Annotated in this window: 15 protein-coding genes; 9 read left to right on the top strand and 6 right to left on the bottom strand. The window is 66.6% G+C overall.

The genetic code is table 11. From position 1 onward, the window contains the following. Positions 1-16 precede the first annotated feature (16 nt). Positions 17-808, top strand: coding sequence for a 5'-methylthioadenosine/adenosylhomocysteine nucleosidase (locus QTI04_RS18980; protein ID WP_286617028.1), 792 nt, complete (start codon positions 17-19; stop codon positions 806-808). Here the strand turns inward: QTI04_RS18980 and corA are convergent. Beyond that, positions 801-1,787: a magnesium/cobalt transporter CorA gene (gene corA, locus QTI04_RS18975; RefSeq protein ID WP_286603664.1), complete on the bottom strand. Its 987-nt coding sequence runs from the start codon at positions 1,785-1,787 to the stop codon at positions 801-803. The two genes, QTI04_RS18980 and corA, sit on opposite strands and share 8 nt — an antisense overlap. A gap of 213 nt (positions 1,788-2,000) precedes the next feature. On the opposite strand from corA, the gene QTI04_RS18970 reads away from it, so the two are divergent. From QTI04_RS18970 to hprK, 4 genes are all read left to right on the top strand, one after another. Next, positions 2,001-4,112 carry an ATP-dependent helicase gene (locus QTI04_RS18970; protein ID WP_286617027.1) on the top strand — a complete coding sequence of 704 codons (2,112 nt, stop codon included), beginning with the start codon at positions 2,001-2,003 and terminating at the stop codon, positions 4,110-4,112. A 376-nt stretch (positions 4,113-4,488) separates the two neighbouring features. Further along, on the top strand, positions 4,489-4,818 hold the full coding sequence (gene raiA, locus QTI04_RS18965; RefSeq protein WP_068640485.1) for a ribosome-associated translation inhibitor RaiA: 330 nt from the start codon (positions 4,489-4,491) through the stop codon (positions 4,816-4,818). A 93-nt stretch (positions 4,819-4,911) separates the two neighbouring features. Continuing rightward, positions 4,912-5,379, top strand: a complete 468-nt coding sequence (locus tag QTI04_RS18960) for a PTS sugar transporter subunit IIA (protein ID WP_028251657.1) — start codon at positions 4,912-4,914, stop codon at positions 5,377-5,379. A 28-nt stretch (positions 5,380-5,407) separates the two neighbouring features. After that, positions 5,408-6,367 carry an HPr(Ser) kinase/phosphatase gene (gene hprK / locus QTI04_RS18955; protein ID WP_286603662.1) on the top strand — a complete coding sequence of 320 codons (960 nt, stop codon included), beginning with the start codon at positions 5,408-5,410 and terminating at the stop codon, positions 6,365-6,367. Positions 6,368-6,479: 112 nt separating this feature from the next. Here hprK and fur read toward each other — a convergent pair whose 3' ends face one another. After that, a complete protein-coding gene (gene fur / locus QTI04_RS18950) occupies positions 6,480-6,899 on the bottom strand; it encodes a ferric iron uptake transcriptional regulator (protein ID WP_286603661.1) in 420 nt (139 codons plus the stop codon). 87 nt (positions 6,900-6,986) lie between these two features. Here fur and QTI04_RS18945 point away from each other — a divergent pair, with 87 nt between their 5' ends. The 4 genes from QTI04_RS18945 (at position 6,987) to QTI04_RS18930 (ending at position 9,716) form a co-directional block, all read left to right on the top strand. Beyond that, on the top strand, positions 6,987-7,550 hold the full coding sequence (locus QTI04_RS18945) for an outer membrane protein assembly factor BamE (RefSeq protein WP_286617026.1): 564 nt from the start codon (positions 6,987-6,989) through the stop codon (positions 7,548-7,550). A gap of 58 nt (positions 7,551-7,608) precedes the next feature. Next, positions 7,609-8,448: a 4-hydroxy-tetrahydrodipicolinate reductase gene (gene dapB / locus QTI04_RS18940; protein WP_286617124.1), complete on the top strand. Its 840-nt coding sequence runs from the start codon at positions 7,609-7,611 to the stop codon at positions 8,446-8,448. Positions 8,449-8,542: 94 nt separating this feature from the next. Continuing rightward, positions 8,543-9,241: a MotA/TolQ/ExbB proton channel family protein gene (locus QTI04_RS18935; protein ID WP_286603658.1), complete on the top strand. Its 699-nt coding sequence runs from the start codon at positions 8,543-8,545 to the stop codon at positions 9,239-9,241. 16 nt (positions 9,242-9,257) lie between these two features. Beyond that, positions 9,258-9,716 (top strand): biopolymer transporter ExbD, encoded by a 459-nt coding sequence (locus QTI04_RS18930; RefSeq protein ID WP_286603656.1) that lies wholly within the window; start codon positions 9,258-9,260, stop codon positions 9,714-9,716. Positions 9,717-9,838: 122 nt separating this feature from the next. On the opposite strand, the gene QTI04_RS18925 is transcribed toward QTI04_RS18930, so the two are convergent. The 4 genes from QTI04_RS18925 to glgX form a co-directional block, all read right to left on the bottom strand. Then, positions 9,839-12,313 (bottom strand): glycogen/starch/alpha-glucan phosphorylase, encoded by a 2,475-nt coding sequence (locus tag QTI04_RS18925; RefSeq protein ID WP_286617024.1) that lies wholly within the window; start codon positions 12,311-12,313, stop codon positions 9,839-9,841. A 35-nt stretch (positions 12,314-12,348) separates the two neighbouring features. Beyond that, a complete protein-coding gene (glgA, locus tag QTI04_RS18920) occupies positions 12,349-13,809 on the bottom strand; it encodes a glycogen synthase GlgA (protein WP_286617023.1) in 1,461 nt (486 codons plus the stop codon). Between the two features lie 7 nt (positions 13,810-13,816). After that, positions 13,817-15,109 carry a glucose-1-phosphate adenylyltransferase gene (glgC, locus tag QTI04_RS18915; RefSeq protein ID WP_286603653.1) on the bottom strand — a complete coding sequence of 431 codons (1,293 nt, stop codon included), beginning with the start codon at positions 15,107-15,109 and terminating at the stop codon, positions 13,817-13,819. A 68-nt stretch (positions 15,110-15,177) separates the two neighbouring features. Continuing rightward, complete coding sequence (gene glgX, locus QTI04_RS18910; protein ID WP_286617123.1) at positions 15,178-17,217, bottom strand: glycogen debranching protein GlgX; 2,040 nt, start codon at positions 17,215-17,217, stop codon at positions 15,178-15,180. Between the last annotated feature and the right edge of the window lie 14 nt (positions 17,218-17,231).

Here is a 17,231-nt window from a genome sequence, read left to right as displayed (position 1 = left end):
TGAGACAGGACGCGCGATGAGCGATTCGCCCCGGCTGCCTATCGCCATCGTGGCTGCCATGCACGAGGAGTTGGCGGCGCTGCTCGCGCAGATGCCTGACGAGCAGCGCATCCACGTTGCCGGCCGGGACTACTGGGTCGGCCACCTGCAGGGGCAACTCGTGGTCGCGGTGCTGTCGCGCATCGGCAAGGTCGCGGCGGCCACCACGGCAACGGTGTTGATGGAACGATTCGGCGTGCGGGCCATCGTGTTCACCGGCGTTGCCGGTGGGCTGGCGCCGGGCGTCGACGTCGGCGACGTGGTCGTGGCGACCAGGCTTCTGCAGCACGACCTGGACGCTTCGCCGATCTTCCCGAAGTACGAAGTGCCGCTGACCGGCCACGCGCGCTTTGCGGCCGACACCGCAATCAGCGATGCGTTGGCGGTCGTGGCCGCCGACCTGCTGAGCGATCCGGTCACGCTCCTGGGCGAGAAGGTGGTCGAGGACTTCAAACTGACCGCGCCGAAGGTCCATCGCGGCCTGCTGGTCAGCGGGGACCGCTTCGTGTCGACCTCGGCCGAAAGCGAAGCGCTGCGCCTGGCATTGCCCGACGCGCTCGCGGTCGAAATGGAGGGCGCCGCCGTGGCGCAGGTGTGCCACGACTACGGCGTGCCCTTCGCCGCGGTGCGCACGATTTCCGATCGGGCCGACGACGCGGCCCACGGCGACTTCACGCGATTCGTCTCGGCGGTCGCGAGCCGCTACAGCCTCGCGGTGATCGACGCGTGGCTGGCCACGCTCCCGACGGATGCGCCCGCGACTATTTGAGCCAGCCGCGCCGGCGGAAGTACCACATCGGCACCAGCGCGCTCGCGATCATCAGCACGATCGCGTAGGCATAGCCGTAGCTCAGATCGAGTTCGGGCATGAACTTGAAGTTCATGCCGTACACGCTCGCGATCAAGGTCGGCGGCAGCAGCGCCACGCTCGCGACCGAGAAGATCTTGATGGTCTTGTTCTGGTTGATGTTGATGAAACCGACGGTCGCATCCATCAGGAAGTTGATCTTGTCGAACAGGAAGGCCGTGTGGTTGTCGAGCGATTCGATGTCGCGAAGGATCTGTCGCGCCTCCTCGAACTGCTCGGCGTTGAGCATGCGGCTGCGCATCATGAAGCTCACGGCGCGGCGGGTGTCCATCACGTTGCGGCGGATGCGGCCGTTCAAGTCTTCCTGCCGCGCGATCAGGCCGAGCACCTCGCCGGCCAGTTCGTCGCTCACGTTGCCCGAGAGCACCTTCTTGCCGGCGGATTCGAGTTCGTCGTAGATGTTCTCTAGCGTGTCGGCCGAGTATTCGGCGTCGGCGTCGAACAGCTTCAGGAGCACTTCCTTGGCGTCCTCGATCAGGCCGGGCGCGCGGCGTGCGCGCATGCGCAACAGGCGGAAGACGGGCACGTCCTCGTCGTGGATCGAGAACAGCACGCCGCGGCTGCGCAGTTCCGTGTTGTGCTGGTTGAGGATGAAGGCCACCCGCACCGAGCGCGGGTTCTCGTCGTCATCGATCAGAAAGTCGCTGCGGATGTGGAGTTCGCCGTTGTCTTCTTCGTAGAAGCGGGCGGATTCCTCGATGTCCTCGTCCATCGCGTCTTCGGGGATGGAGAGGCCGTAGTACTGCTTGATCCAGCGCTTTTCCTCGACGGTGGGTGATTCGAGGTCGACCCAGATGGGCTGGAACTGGGAAAGCTCTTCGAGCGCCTCGATCTCTTCCTGGACGAGGCGACCGTTGGCGAGCGTGAAGATGTTGAGCATGGCTCACTCCCGTGAATGGTCTGGCGGTTGGGCGAAGGGGGTGGGGCGCTTTCAACTCCCTCGCCAACGGACGTGTCAGAGGGGGAGCGAAAGCTGCCGAGACGGGTCGATTTCCATATGAAAGGCTCCGGTTTGCAGCGAGGCGCGATTATGTCATCCGCCCTCCGGGCATCGCCGGCCGTATCTGGATGGACATACAGTAAAGTTGCGTCGATGCAGAGCGTCGCGAAACCCACCTCCGCCAGCCAGACCGATCGCCTGGCGACCGCGCTCGCCCAGCTCAACGACGAGCAGCGCGCGGCGGTGGAGCACGGTGTGGACGTCGCCCTGGGCGACGTGCTGCGGGACGATCGCCCCTTGCTCGTGATCGCCGGCGCGGGTTCCGGCAAGACCAGCACGCTGGCCCACCGCGTGGCCCACCTGATCGCGCGCGGCGCCGATCCGCAGCGCATCCTGCTGCTGACCTTCTCCCGCCGTGCCGCGCAGGAGATGGAGCGCCGGGCCGGACAGGTGCTGGCGCGCGTGCTCGGCCTGAAAACCGACGCGCCGCCGGCGCTGCCTTGGGCGGGCACCTTCCACGGCATCGGCGCGCGGCTGCTGCGCGAGTACGCGGCGCAGGTCGGCCTGGACGAGAACTTCACCATCCATGATCGTGGCGACGCCGAAGACCTCATGGGGCTGGTGCGCAACGACCTCGGCCTGTCGTCCACGACGCGGCGCTTTCCGCAGAAGGGCACCTGCCTCTCGATCTACTCGCGCACCGTCAACACCTGCGCGCCGCTGGCGGAAGTGCTGAAACACGCGTTTCCCTGGTGCGCAGAATGGGAATCCGAACTCAAGCGGCTGTTCGGCGCCTATGTCGAGGCCAAGCAGCAGCAGCACGTGCTCGACTACGACGACCTGCTGCTGTACTGGGCCGAGATGGTGGCGGAGCCGACACTCGCCGAGCACGTCGGCGCGCGCTTCGATCATGTGCTGGTCGACGAATACCAGGACACGAATCTGCTGCAGGCCGCCATCCTGCGTTCGATGAAGCCGGATGGACGTGGCGTCACGGTGGTGGGCGACGACGCGCAGTCGATCTACGCATTTCGTGGTGCAACGGTTCGCAACATCCTCGACTTTCCACAGCAGTTCAGCCGGCCCGCGCGAATCGTCACGCTGGAGCGCAACTACCGCTCGACGCAGCCCATCCTCGATGTCTCGAACGCCGTAATCGCCGCCGCCGCGGAGCGCCATGCGAAAACGCTCTGGACCGACAAGTCTTCGGCCGGCCGACCCCAACTTGTGCTGGTGCCCGACGAGGCGCAGCAGGCACGCTGGGTGGCCGACCGCGTTCTGGCACATCGCGAAGGCGGCCTGGCGCTCAAATCACAGGCGGTGCTGTTTCGCACGTCGACGCACAGCGCCGCGCTCGAGCTTGAATTGGCGCGGCGCAACATTCCCTTCGTCAAATACGGCGGGCTCAAGTTTCTTGAAGCCGCGCATGTAAAGGACCTGCTCGCCGTGCTGCGCTTTGCGCAGAACCCGCGAGGGCGCATGGCGGGATTCCGCGTCACTCAACTGATTCCGGGCATCGGGCCGGTCACTTCCACCCGTCTGCTCGACGCAATGGCCGAAGCGGCCGATCCGGGTGCGGTCGTGCAGGCCTTCGTTCCGCCCTCCGCCGCGCAGACCGAGTGGGCGCGATTTGCCGCCATCTATGCAGCGCTGCGCGAGCCTGCGCTTGCCTGGCCCGCCGATATGGACCTGGCGCTGCGGTGGTACCTGCCGCATCTGGAGCGCCTCCACGAGGACGCCGAACTGCGCCGCGGCGATGTCGAACAATTGGCGCGACTGGCGTCGGGCTATGCGTCGCGCGAGCGCTTCCTGACCGAACTCACGCTCGACCCGCCCGAAGCCACCAGCGACCGGCCGGGGCCTCCCCTGCTCGACGAGGACTACCTGATTCTTTCGACCATTCACTCGGCCAAGGGGCAGGAGTGGACCTCGGTGCATGTGTTGAACGTGGTCGACGGCTGCATTCCGGCCGATGTTGCGCAGGGGGCGCAAGAACTCGAAGAGGAGCGGCGGTTGCTGTACGTCGCGATGACGCGTGCGCGCGACCATCTGCACTTGCTGGTGCCGCAGCGCTTCTACGTCACGCAACAAGCGGTTCGCGGCGACCGACACTTGTATGCGGGGCGTACGCGCTTCATCACGGCGTCCGACGCCGAGCGCTTCGAGCAGCAGACGTGGCCGCCGCCGCCAGAGAGAGCGCCGCACGTGCCGGCGCCAGCCGCCACGATCGACCTGTTGCGCCGCATGCGCGCCGCCTGGAAGTAGGCTCGCCCCCAGGCTGCGCGCACTGCGTGTCGCTTCGCCTACCCCCTGCCGGGGGCAACACCGGCGGACCGGCGGCGCCGGAACCGCGGTGTCTCGCGGACTTGCCGGGCTTCGCCCGCCTCGCGCCGGGGCCGTGGCGAGGGGACAGCTATCAGATTCATGGCGTTGGGAAATCCCTACGGGGAATGGCCCTTTGTACGTGTTCGGAAAGATTGCAATTCGATGACAGCATGGGCATAGTGAACCGACCTTCTCCGCTTTCTCTTCTCTTCCCCCTCTCCGTCTCTTCTCCCCACTCTGCTTTCGTTTCCCCGGCTGTATCTCCCTACCAAGGGGTGCGGCTATTTCCCCAACCGTCAATTCCAGGAGGTCATTCATGAATTTGACGATCAGCGGTCATCACCTCGACGTCACACCCGCCTTGCGCAACTACGTTACGAGCAAGCTGGACCGGATCACCCGCCATTTCGACCAGGTAGTCGATGTCAAGGTGATCCTCACGGTGGAAAAGCAAAAGGAAAAGGAGCGCCGGCAACGCGCCGAATGCAACATTCACGTCAAGGGCAATGACATGTTCGCCGAGTCGAGCCACGCTGATCTCTACGCTGCTGTCGACGAATTGGTCGACAAACTCGACAGGCAAGTCGTCCGCCACAAGGACCGCCTGCAGGACCATCATCACGAAGCGCCCAAGCGTGTGATGTAGTACCACTCCGGGCAAATACTCTTGCGGGCCACCTTCGGGTGGCTCTTTGCTTTTTGCGGGGTGGGTGCATAATCGCCCCCGCCCTGCCCCAACATGAACCGACTCGCGTCCATCCTGCCTCCCGCTCAAGTGCTCGTGAGCGTTGACGCCACCAGCAAGAAGCGTGCTTTTGAAGAAGCAGGCTTGCTGTTCGAGAACCTGCATGGTCTCGGCCGCGCCCTCATCACCGACAGCCTCTTTGCCCGCGAGCGCCTCGGCTCGACCGGGTTGGGCCATGGCGTGGCCATCCCGCACGGACGCATCAAGGGCCTCAAGTCGCCCATGGCCGCCGTGTTCCAGTTGGCGAACCCGATCGGATTCGACGCACCGGACGAACAGCCTGTCGTCCTGCTGATCTTCCTGCTCGTGCCGGAAGCAGCCACGCAGAAGCATCTTGAAATACTTTCCGAGATCGCCGAACTCCTCAGCGACGCCAATCTGCGCGAGCAGATCAAGTCGAGTTCGGACGCCGCGGCACTGCACGCCCTGATCGCAGGATGGCAATCCGCCCAGGTCGCCTGATCCGCGCAGGCGTGGGACGGTCTGGCGCATGAAGCCGACCGTCATCAGCGCCGACGCGATGTTCGAGGAGTTTCGCGGCTCGCTCCGGTGGGAGTGGCTGGCGGGATTGGGCGCGTCGGAGCGTCAGTTCGATCCGGACGTCATCAGCCGCGCCCAGTCCGCGGCCGATCTGGTGGGCTATCTGAACTACATCCACCCGTACCGCGTACAGATCCTGGGAGCCCGCGAAGTCGCCTATCTCACGCGCGGCACGCCGGAAGACTGCGCACGGCGCATTGCCCGCATCGTGACCCTGGAGCCACCGATGCTGGTGCTGGCGGACGGCCAGCCGGCGCCCGACGAATTGCTGTCGATCTGCGAGCGCGCGCAATTGCCGCTGTTCGCCACACGTGAATCGTCGGCTTTCGTGATCGACCTGCTGCGGGCCTATCTCTCCAAGCATTTCGCCGAGCGCACATCGATGCATGGCGTGTTTATGGACATCCTGGGGCTGGGCGTGATGATCACGGGCGAGTCCGGGCTCGGAAAGAGCGAACTCGGCCTGGAGTTGATTTCGCGCGGCAACGGCCTCGTGGCCGACGACGCGGTCGATCTCTACCGCATCAACCAGACCACTCTGGAAGGGCGCTGCCCCGAACTGCTGCAGAACCTGCTCGAGGTGCGAGGCATCGGCCTGCTCGACATTCGCGCGATCTTCGGCGAGACGGCCGTACGCCGGAAGATGCGGCTCAAGCTGATCGTCCACCTCGTGCGGCGCGACAGCTTCGAGCGCGACTACGAGCGCATGCCCTCGGCGCCGCTCACCCAGGACGTGCTGGGCATTCCGGTGCGCAAGGTGATCATCCAGGTGGTGGCCGGCCGCAACATCGCCGTGCTGGTCGAGGCCGCCGTGCGCAACTCGATCCTGCAACTGCGCGGCATCGACACCTACGCCGACTTCGTCGCCCGCCATCACAAGGCCATGGAAAGCGCCAGAGAAGACGACTAGCGCGAATCCCAGGAACACCGGGGAACCGGCTTTGCCGGGCCGCCGGTGTTGCCCCCGGTAGGGGGTGGGCGGCTACGCGAAGTGAGCAAGCCTGGGGGCGAGCCTATTGTGCTCAGTGCTTGTTGGTGCAGTCGGCGCAGAGGCCGTAGAGGGACATGGCGTGGTCCTGCAGAATCCAGCCCTTGTCCTTGGCGATCATTTGCTGGCGGCGTTCGATCTCTGCGTCGTAGAACTCCTCGACCTTGCCGCAGGACGTGCACACGAGGTGGTCGTGGTGCTTGCCTTCGTTGAGTTCGTAGACCGCCTTGCCGCTCTCGAAATGGCTGCGCTCGAGGATGCCGGCCTGCTCGAACTGCGTCAGAACGCGGTAGACCGTAGCCAGGCCGATATCGGAATGGTCGTTGAGGAGGACGCGAAACACGTCTTCCGCCGTCATGTGGCGTTGGCCGCCGTTCTGGAAGATTTCGAGAATCTTGAGGCGCGGCAGAGTGGCCTTGAGGCCCGTATTCTTGAGTTCGTCGATGTTAGCCATGGTGGTTCCCTGCGCCAGCCTTGCGGGAAGGGCCCGCCGGGGGCCAGCCGCTACAATGATTTGATCATATCGCCCAACCCTTTTTCCATGCCTGCCATTCCACAACGCCGCCTCTGGCTGCTCTTCGGCGCCCTCGCCACGAGCCTCTGCCTCGGCGCTTGCAGCAGTGTCGGCGACAGCGCGCGCGGCGCCCTGACCGCGGTCACCCCCTACAAGGTCGAAGTGGTTCAGGGCAATTTCGTGTCCAAGGAACAGGTCGAGGCGCTCAAGCCCGGCATGTCGCGCCAACAGGTGCGTGAGATCCTCGGTACGTCGCTCCTGACCGATGTCTTCCACTCCAATCGCTGGGACTATGTGTTCACGATCCGGCGCCAGGGCGTCGAGCCGCAACGCCGCCACCTGACGCTGTTCTTCAACGGCGAGGTGCTCGAGCGCTTCGAAGGCGATCCGATGCCGAGCGAGGAAGAATTCGTCGTTCAACTCGACACCCGCAAGCGCAGCGGCAAGGTGCCGCCGCTGGAGGCGACCGAAGACCAGCTCAAGAAGTTCGTCCCCTCCAAGGACAAGAAGGCGGACGGCGATGCTGCGGCAGCGCCCGCCACGCCTCCGCCGGCACTGCCTGCGGCCTACCCTTCGCTCGAATCGCGCTGAACACGCGCCGGCCGCCTCCGGTCGTCGCGCTCTTTTTCGAATTCCGCATTTCCAGAGGCTGAAACGCGTGACCGACTCTTCATCTCCAACTTCTTCACCGCGTCGCGTCGCGATCGCGGGCGCTTCCGGGCGCATGGGCCACATGCTGATCGAGGCCGTGCGCGAAGCGCCGGATTGCTGCCTCGCTGGCGCGCTCGACGTCGTGGGCAGCGCGGCGATCGGCAGCGATGCGGCTGCGTTCCTGGGCTTCACGAGCGGCGTTCCGGTCGCGTCCGACCTGCGCGCCGGGCTCAAGGATGCGCAGGTGTTGATCGACTTCACGCGGCCCGAAGGCACGCTGGCGCACCTTGTCGTGTGCCGCGAACTCGGTGTGCAGCTCGTGATCGGCACCACCGGCTTCAGCGATGCGCAGAAGGCGGAGATCGCCGAGGCCGCCAAGGACATCGCGATCGTGATGGCGCCGAACATGAGCGTCGGCGTCAACGTCACCCTCAAGCTGCTCGAAATGGCCGCCAAGGCGCTGTCGACCGGCTATGACATCGAGATCATCGAAGCGCACCACCGGCACAAGGTCGACGCGCCCTCGGGCACGGCGCTCAAGATGGGCGAGGTGATCGCCGACGCGCTCGGCCGCGATCTCAAGGAATGCGCCGTCTACGCGCGCGAGGGCGTCACCGGCGAACGCGATCCGTCGACCATCGGTTTCGCCACCATCCGCGGCGGCGACATCGTCGGCGACCACACGGTGCTGTTTGCGGGCACCGGCGAGCGCATCGAAATCACGCACAAGTCGGCCAGCCGCGCGACCTATGCGCAAGGCAGCCTGCGCGCCGTGCGCTTCCTCGCCAACCAGCGCGCAGGTCTGTTCGACATGTTCGACGTCCTGGGTCTGCGCTGACCCCGAGCATGAGCGCCGCGCTGGGCCGTCCCAAGCAAGCTCGCGCGCCCTCGGGGGGCAGCGAGGACACGCCAGTGCCGAGCGTGGGGGCTGCATGAGCATCCTCGCGCTGCTCGCCCACGGTGACGCCGTCAGCCGCTCGGTCGCGGTGCTCCTGCTGGTGATGTCGGTGTCGAGCTGGGTCGTGATTCTCTGGAAAGCGTGGCTCCTGCGTGGCGGGACGCGCGACGTGGTGCGCAGCATCGCAGCGTTCTGGCAGTCGCCGTCCATAGGGGATGCGGAGCTGAGCCTCAAGGCCTTCGATCGCGCAGCGCTGGTCCTGCCGGCGGTGAGCGCAGTCAGGAACCTCGCGACGCATGCCGACAGCGCCACGCTCGGGGGTGCCGTTGACCGGACCCAGCGAGTCACACGCGTCCTGCGCGATGCCTTGCATGCGGCATTGCGGCGACTGCAGGCCGGCCAGATCCTGCTCGCGACTGTCGGCGCCACGGCGCCCTTCGTCGGCCTGCTCGGCACGGTCTGGGGCATTTACCGCGCTCTCGTCGGCATCGCCGGCGAAACGGGCGGCTTCACCATCGACAAGGTCGCTGGCCCGGTCGGCGAGGCGTTGATCATGACGGCCTTCGGCCTCGCCGTCGCGATTCCGGCCGTGCTGGCCTACAACGTGTTCGGACGTGTGGTCGGCCGTATCGAAGCCGAACTCGAAGGCTTCGCGCACGACCTGCTGGGCATGCTCGGCGAACCCGTGCGGCGGGAAATTCCACTGCCGCCGGCGCGGCCGATGCCTGCCTGAGGGCGGGAGCCGCAGTATGGCCTTCGGTCGTACATCGCTAGGCAGCACAGCCACCGGCGGACGATCGACCGGCGCAGGGGGTCAGCGCCCGCTGTCGGACATCAACGTCACGCCCCTGGTCGACGTGATGCTCGTGCTGCTCGTGATCTTCATCATCACCGCACCGCTGATGGCCAGCTCGATCAAACTCAACCTGCCGCGAACCGACGCGGGTCAATCCGGCGACACGCCGAAGTTCGTCTCCCTCGTGGTCGATGCGGCGGGCAAGGTCTACCTGAACGACAAGCCGGTCACGCCCGAAGAACTGGCCGCCGGCCTGACCAAGGCGGCCGCCGAAAGCCGCGACACCGAAGTCCAACTGCGCGCGGACCAGACGGTGCCCTACGGCAAGGTCGTCGAACTGATGGGTATCGCCAACAAGGCCGGCCTGAGCCGCATCGGCTTCGTCACGGAGACCCCGCCCCAAAAGCCCTGAATCCAAGGCCGCGAAGCAGGCCCGTCGGTGAAACACCGCGGAACCGGCTTCGCCGGGCCGCAGGTGTTGCCCCCTGAAAGGGGGTGGAGAGCGACACGAAGTGCGCGAGCCTGGGGGTGAGCTCAGGAAGACAAGACCACAGGTCTTGTCTTCCATATCTCATGCGCATACTGCGCAATCGTCCGGTCCGACGAGAACGCGCCCATCCCCGCCACATTGAGGATTGCCATGCGCGTCCACGCATCCGGATCGCGATACAGCGCATCGACCTTCTCCTGCGCCTCGACATAGCTCGCATAGTCGGCCAGCAGCAGGTAGTGATCGCCCCAGCTCACCAGCGCGTCGAAGATCTGCTGGTAGCGCGCCGGTTCGGTGGGCGAGAAGGCGCCGTCGCGGACGCTGTCGAGCACCCGCTGGAGTTCCGGGTTGGCTTCGTAGATGTCGCGCGGTTGGTAGCCGCTCGCGCGAATGTCGGCCACCTGCGGCGTGGTGTTGCCGAAGATGAAGAAGTTCTCCGCGCCGACGCTGTCGCGCATCTCGACGTTGGCGCCGTCGAGCGTGCCGATGGTCAAGGCGCCGTTCAGCGCGAACTTCATGTTGCCGGTGCCCGAGGCTTCGGTGCCGGCCGTCGAAATCTGCTCGGACAGGTCGGCCGCTGGCATGATGACCTCGGCCAGGCTGACGCTGTAGTTCGGCAGGAACACCACTTTCAGCAGCTTGCCCACGCGCTCGTCGTTGTTGATGACGTGTGCGACGTCGTTGATGAGCCGGATCACGAGTTTGGCCATGTGGTACGCCGAAGCCGCCTTGCCGGCGAACACCACCACGCGCGGCACGTGACCGGCATCCGGCGCATCCAGGATGCGGTGGTAGCGCGTGATCACGTGCAGCACATTGAGCAGTTGCCGCTTGTACTCGTGCATGCGCTTGACCTGCACGTCGAACAGCGCGTCGGTATTGACGTCGATCCGCAGATGCTCGTCGATCCAGTTGGCCAGCCGCAGCTTGTTCTCGCGCTTGGCATGGCGGAACGCGCGCACGAAGGCCGGCTGCTGCGCCATGGGCCGCAGCACTTCGAGCTGCGTCAGGTCGCGCCGCCAGCCGCGGCCGATGCGCGTGTCGAGGAGCGCCGCCAGCGGCGCATTGGCCTGCGCGAGCCAGCGCCGCGGCGTCACGCCGTTGGTCTTGTTGTTGAAGCGCTCGGGAAACAGCTTCGCGAAGTCCGCGAAGATCGATTGCTTCATGAGTTCAGAGTGCAGGCCCGACACGCCGTTGATGGAATGGCTGGCGAGCACGGCGACGTAGGCCATGCGCACGCGTCGCTCGCCGGACTCGTCGATCAGCGACAGGCGGCGCAGCAGCTCGACGTCGTGGCCATGCGCCTGCGTCACCGTCGCGAGAAAGCGCGAGTTCATGTCGAAAAGGATTTGCAGGTGGCGCGGCAGCACGCGTCCGAACATCTCCACCGGCCAAGTCTCCAGCGCCTCGTGCATCAGCGTGTGGTTGGTGTAGCTGAAAACTTTCTGGGTGTGGGCCCATGCCGCGTCCCAGGGCAGGTCATGCTCGTCGATCAGGAGGCGCATCAGCTCCGGCACGGCCAGCACCGGGTGCGTGTCGTTGAGGTGGATGCTGACCTGGTCAGGCAAGGCATCGAAGTCGGTGTGGTTGCGCAGGTAGCGCCGCACAAGGTCCTGAACGCTCGCGCTGACGAAGAAATATTCCTGGTGCAGCCGCAACTCGCGACCCGACGGCGTGGAGTCGTCGGGGTAGAGCACGCGCGAGACGTTCTCCGAGTGGTTCTTGCTTTCGACGGCCTCGAAGTAGTTGCCGCGGTTGAAGGCCGAGAGATCGATTTCTTCGGTCGCACGCGCGGACCACAACCGCAGCGTGTTGGTGGCCTGCGTGCCGTAGCCGGGGATGATGGTGTCGTAGGCCACGGCCAGCACGTCGTGGGTGTCCACCCAGTTCGCCGCGCCGTAGGGCGTGCCCTTGCCTTCGCGCCGCTGCACGTGGCCGCCGAAGCGCACGCGGTAGGTCACCTCGGGCCGCTGAAATTCCCAGGGATTGCCGCGCGTGAGCCAGTAGTCGGGCGTCTCCACCTGCTGGCCGTCGACGATGCGCTGGCGGAACATGCCGTACTCGTAGCGGATGCCGTAGCCCAGGCCCGGCACGCCGAGCGTGGCCATCGAATCGAGGAAGCAGGCGGCGAGCCGGCCTAGGCCGCCGTTGCCCAGGGCGGCGTCGGGCTCGCGCTCGGCCACCGCGCGGATGTCGACGCCGAAGTCGGCCAGCGCCTGCTTCACCGTGTCCTGCAACTCCAGGGCGAGCAGTGCGTTGGTGAAGGTGCGCCCGATCAGGAACTCCATCGACAGGTAGTAGACCCGCTTGAGCCGTTGCGCGTAGATGGCGCGGGTGGTGCCCATCCAGCGTTCGACGATCTGGTCGCGCACGGCGAGCGCGGTGGCGTGCAGCCAGTCGTCGGGGCTGGCGGCCACCGGGTCCTTGCCGACCGCGTAGATGAGCTTGTTGGCGACGGCGCGCTTGAAGGCGGCGACGTCGCGGTCGGGGTGGTCGTACTTGAATTCTGCGATGGTCATGGTGGGAGCGGCGTGGGTTCTCTGACGGACGGGCTTCAAGCCAGGGCCTCGGCGTAGACATCGAGGTAGCGGGCGGCGGCAGTGCCCCAGTCGGCGGGGCGGCGCATGGCATTCGCGCGAACGGCGCGCCAGTCGGCCGGACGCCGGTAGAGCGCGAAGGCGCGACGAAGCGCGCGTGCATAGCCCGCGGCATCGAAGTCATCGAAAGCAAGGCCCGTGGCTTCACCGCTGGCCATGTCTTCCAGCGTGGCATCGACGACGGTGTCGGCCAGGCCGCCGACGCGGTGCACCAGCGGCAGGCTGCCGTACTTGAGCCCGTACATCTGCGTGAGCCCGCAGGGCTCGTAGAGCGACGGGACCAGCGTGACGTCGCCCGCGCCGAACAGGCGGTGAGCCAGGTCCTCGCTATAGCCCAGCGTGACGCTGACCGATTCCGGCGCCGCGGCGGCGCGCTGCCGGAAGGCCGTTTCGAGCGGCGCGTCTCCGCTGCCGAGCAGGGCGAGCTGGCCGCCTTGCGCCAGCAGCGCGTCGAGCCCGCCGAGCACGAGGTGCAGGCCCTTCTGCTCGGTCAGCCGGCTCACCACCACGAACAGTGGCGCATCGGCTTGCGGCGCCAGGCCGAATTCTTCCTGCAGCGCGGCCTTGCACTGCGCCTTGCCGCCCAGCCGCCGCAGGTCGTAGCGGTAGGGAATCAGCGCATCGGTGGCCGGATTCCAGACCTGATCGTCGACGGCGTTGAGGATGCCCGTGAGCACGTGCGCGCGGCTGCGCAGCAGGCCGTCCAGCCCGCAACCCTGCTCGGGTGTCTGGATCTCGCGCGCATAGGTCGGGCTGACGGTGGTGATGCGGTCGGCAAAGCAGAGTCCGCCCTTCATGAACGACAACTGGCCGTAGTACTCCAGCCCGTCGACGCCGAAGGCCGCCGGCGGCAAGCCAAGCTCAGGAAAATGCCGAGGCGCGAACAGGCCCTGGTAGGCCAGGTTGTGCACCGTGAACACGCTGCCCACGCGGGGTCGCCCGTCAGGTGGCGCAAAGGCCATGTAAGCCGGTGCCAGCGCGGCATGCCAGTCATGGGCATGCACGATTTCGGGCTGCCAGTCGGCGTCCAGCCCCTGCGCCATCTGTGCCGCGGCCCAGCCGAGGAGTGCGAATCGCCGGTGGTTGTCGCCGTAGGGCTCGCGGGCGAGATCTTCGTAAGGATTGCCGGGCCGGTCGTAGAGCGCCGGCGCGTCGATCACATAGGCGGCGATGTCCCGCGCGCCGGGCGTCACGATGCGGCCGAAGCACAGGTTTGCGCGTTCGCCCCAGGGCGCCACGAACGCCTTCACCACCACCGCGTCGCGTACCCCGGCCACGATGGCCGGGAATCCCGGCAGCAGCACCCGCACGTCCTGCCCCGCCGCCATCAGCGCCAGCGGCAGCGCACCCGCGATGTCGGCCAGCCCTCCGGTCTTGAGCAGGGGAAACAGTTCGGCGCTGACCTGGAGGACCCGCATGCGCTTGCTACGGCTCGAGACGCTTGAGCATCTCGCGCGTGATCAGGACCACACCCCCTTCGGTGCGTTCGAAGCGCGCGGCATCGGCCGCCGGGTCTTCGCCGACCACCATCTCGTCGGGAATCACGCAGGCGCGGTCCACCACCACCTTGTTGAGCCGCGCGCCCCGGCCGACTTCCACGTCCGGCAGCAACACCGCCTCGTTGATCTCGCAGAAGGAATGCACGCGAACGCCCGAGAACAGCACCGAGCTGCTCACCTTGGAGCCCGAGACGATGCAGCCGCCCGAGACGATGGTGTTGACGGTCATGCCGTGCTTGCCTTCGCGATCGAGCACGAACTTCGCCGGGGGCAATTGCCGCTGGTAGGTCCAGATGGGCCAGTCGGTGTCATAGATGTCGAGCTCCGGGGTGATGGATGCCAGGTCCAGGTTGGCTGCCCAGAATGCATCAATCGTGCCCACGTCGCGCCAGTAGGCCTTGGCATCGGCGCCGCGCCGGGCCCGCGTGACGCACGACATGCCGAAGGGATGGGCCACCGCCCGGCCTGCGGCGACCACGCGCGGAATGATGTCCTTGCCGAAATCGTGGTTCGATTCCGGGTTGGCGTTGTCTTCCTCGAGCAATTCGTAGAGATACTCGGAATCGAAGATGTAGATGCCCATGCTCGCCAGCGCCACGTCGGGGTTGCCGGGCATCGAGGGCGGGTCGGCCGGCTTTTCCAGGAACTCGGTGATCTTGCGGTCCTTTTCGACTGCCATGACGCCGAAGGCCACTGCTTCCATGCGCGGCACTTCGATGCAGCCGACCGTGCAGCCCAGGCCGTGCGCGACGTGGTCGGTCAGCATGATCGAGTAGTCCATCTTGTAGACGTGGTCGCCGGCCAGCACGACCACGTAGTCGTGTGGCGTCGATCGGGTCTGGATGATGTCCAGGTTCTGGTAAACCGCATCGGCCGTGCCGCGATACCAGTGCTCATCGCCGACGCGTTGCTGGGCCGGCAGCACGTCGACCATCTCGTTGAGTTCGGCGCGTAGGAAGCTCCAGCCGCGCTGCAGGTGACGCATCAGCGAATGCGACTTGTATTGCGTCACGACCGCCATGCGCCGGATGCCGGAGTTGAGGCAGTTCGACAGCGCGAAATCGATGATGCGGAACTTGCCGCCGAAGTAGACCGCCGGCTTGGCCCGTCGGTCGGTGAGCTGCTTGAGTCGGGAGCCTCGTCCACCGGCCAGCACCAGGGCGATGGTGCGGCGAACGAGTTGGTGAGCCTGGAGTGTCGGTTGCTCGATTTGGGCCATCAGATGTCTCCGTTGGTTTTTTCCGTTTCCCGGTGATCCAGCCTAGCACCCCGGCGGGCGCTTGGCTCCTATGTTTTTGCGACCCGGAGGCTGCCGGGGCGCAAGACCTGGGTGCCGTCGAGTGGTGCGCCGGACAGCGCGTCGTCCGTGTCGCTCGCCAGCTGAAGCAGCCAACGACCCGGCGGCAGCTCGAAGCCGACGTCGCGTTCCTCTGCATTGACCAGCATGACCCAGTTAGCGGCGGGCGGGATGGCTTCGAAGACGATCGCCAGCGCATGCAGGTCACCGCGCTCCCAATCGCCCGGGGTCATGGCGTCGCCCGCGGGCGTCAGCCACCGCAACGTCGCGGCGCCCGAGGGCGGCACGGCCGGCCACCATCGGACGCTGCGCAGGGGCTCGGCCTCGCGGCGAAGCGCCAGCACACGGGCGACGAAAGCGGTCAGGCCGGCATCGGCGCGGTTCCAGGCCAGCCAGGTGATGTCGTTGTCCTGGCAGTAAGCGTTGTTGTTGCCGCGCTGGGTGTGGTTGAGCTCATCGCCGCCGAGCAGCATCGGCGTGCCTTGGGAGAGAAGCAGCGCAGCCAGCAGCGCGCGCTGCAGCCGCTGGCGCTCGGCCAAGACCAGCGCGTCATCGGTGTCGCCTTCGACCCCGCAGTTGCGGCTCAGGTTATGGCCATGGCCATCGCGGTTCTGTTCGCCATTCGCCAGGTTGTGGCGCTCGTTGTAGCTGAGCAGGTCGCGCAAGGTGAAGCCATCGTGCGCGGTGACGAAGTTGACGCTGGCGGTGGGCGCGCGGCCGTGATGGTTGAAGTCGTTGCCCGATGCCGTGAGACGCTGCGCGAACTCGCCGAGGCCCGCGCTGCGGTGCAACCAGAAGCCGCGTTGCGTATCGCGGAAGCGGTCGTTCCACTCCATCCAGCCGGGCGGGAATTCGCCGAGGCGATAGCCGCCAGGGCCGATGTCCCACGGCTCGGCGATCAGCAGGGCCTGCGCCAGCAACGGATCTTGCGCGATGGCCGCGAAGAAGGGCGCGCGCGGATCGAACTCGCCGCCTTCGCGACGCGCCAGCACGGGTGCGAGGTCGAAGCGAAAGCCATCGACGCCGAGTTCGGTGACCCAGTGGCGCAGGCTGTCCATGACGAGCTGCACCACGCGCGGCTCGGCCAGGTTCAGGCAATTGCCGCAGCCCGTCCAGTTCTGGTAGAGCGACCGGTCGTCCGGGCGCAAGTGGTAATAGAGCGAGTTGTCGATGCCGCGCAGGCTCAGCGTCGGGCCGAATTCGTCGGTCTCGCCGCTGTGGTTGAAGACCACGTCGATCACGAGTTCCATGCCCCGGGCGTGCACCGCGTCCGCCATCGCGCGGAACTCGCTCGAGGGCGTGGTTCCGGGCCGGCCGCTCCAGTAGCGCGTCTCGGGCGCGAACCAGCCGATGGGGCTGTAGCCCCAGTAGTTGCGCAGGCCCAGCGCGAGCAGCCTCGATTCATCGGCGCGGTGCTGCACGGGCATCAGGTTCAGCGTGGTGACGCCGAGCCGCTGCAGGTGGTCGAGCACCGCCGGTTCCGCAAGGCCGGCATAGGTGCCGCGGAGGGCGGGGGGCACGTCGGGGTGCAACTGGGTCTGGCCGCGGACGTGGGCTTCATAGATCACGCGGGCTCCAGGCTCGACGCGAGGGCGCGCCGGGCCGCCCGGAGGCATCGGCGCGGTGACTCTTGCCTTGAGCGCGATGGAGGCGTTGTCGCGCGGGTCGCGGCGGCCCGGGTCGGCAGGGTCGTGGCCTAGGAACAGGTCTTCGCCGCCGTACTGGCCGACCACTTCGCGCGCGTACGGATCGAGGAGCACCTTGGAGGGGTTGAAGCGCTGGCCCTCGTGAGGAGCCCAAGGGCCGTGAACGCGCCAGCCATAGACCAGCCCCGGCCGGGCGCTGGGCAGACGGGTGTGCCAGACGCCGTTGGCGCGCTTCGCCAGCTTGAGGCGCTGCTGTTCGTGTTGGCCCAGGGTGTCGAAGAGGCACAGCTCGACGGCCGTGGCGCTGGGGGCGGCGAGAGCGAAGTTGACGCCGTCGGACCCCGGAGTGGCGCCCAGCGGGTAGGGAGAGCCGTCGCCCGACATGGCACGGAGGCCAC

It is taken from the genome of Variovorax sp. J22R115, assembly GCF_030317005.1.
Lineage (GTDB): Bacteria > Pseudomonadota > Gammaproteobacteria > Burkholderiales > Burkholderiaceae_C > Variovorax.
The sequence above is the reverse complement of the archived record's forward strand: the minus strand, read 5'-3'. Positions and strand labels throughout refer to the sequence as shown.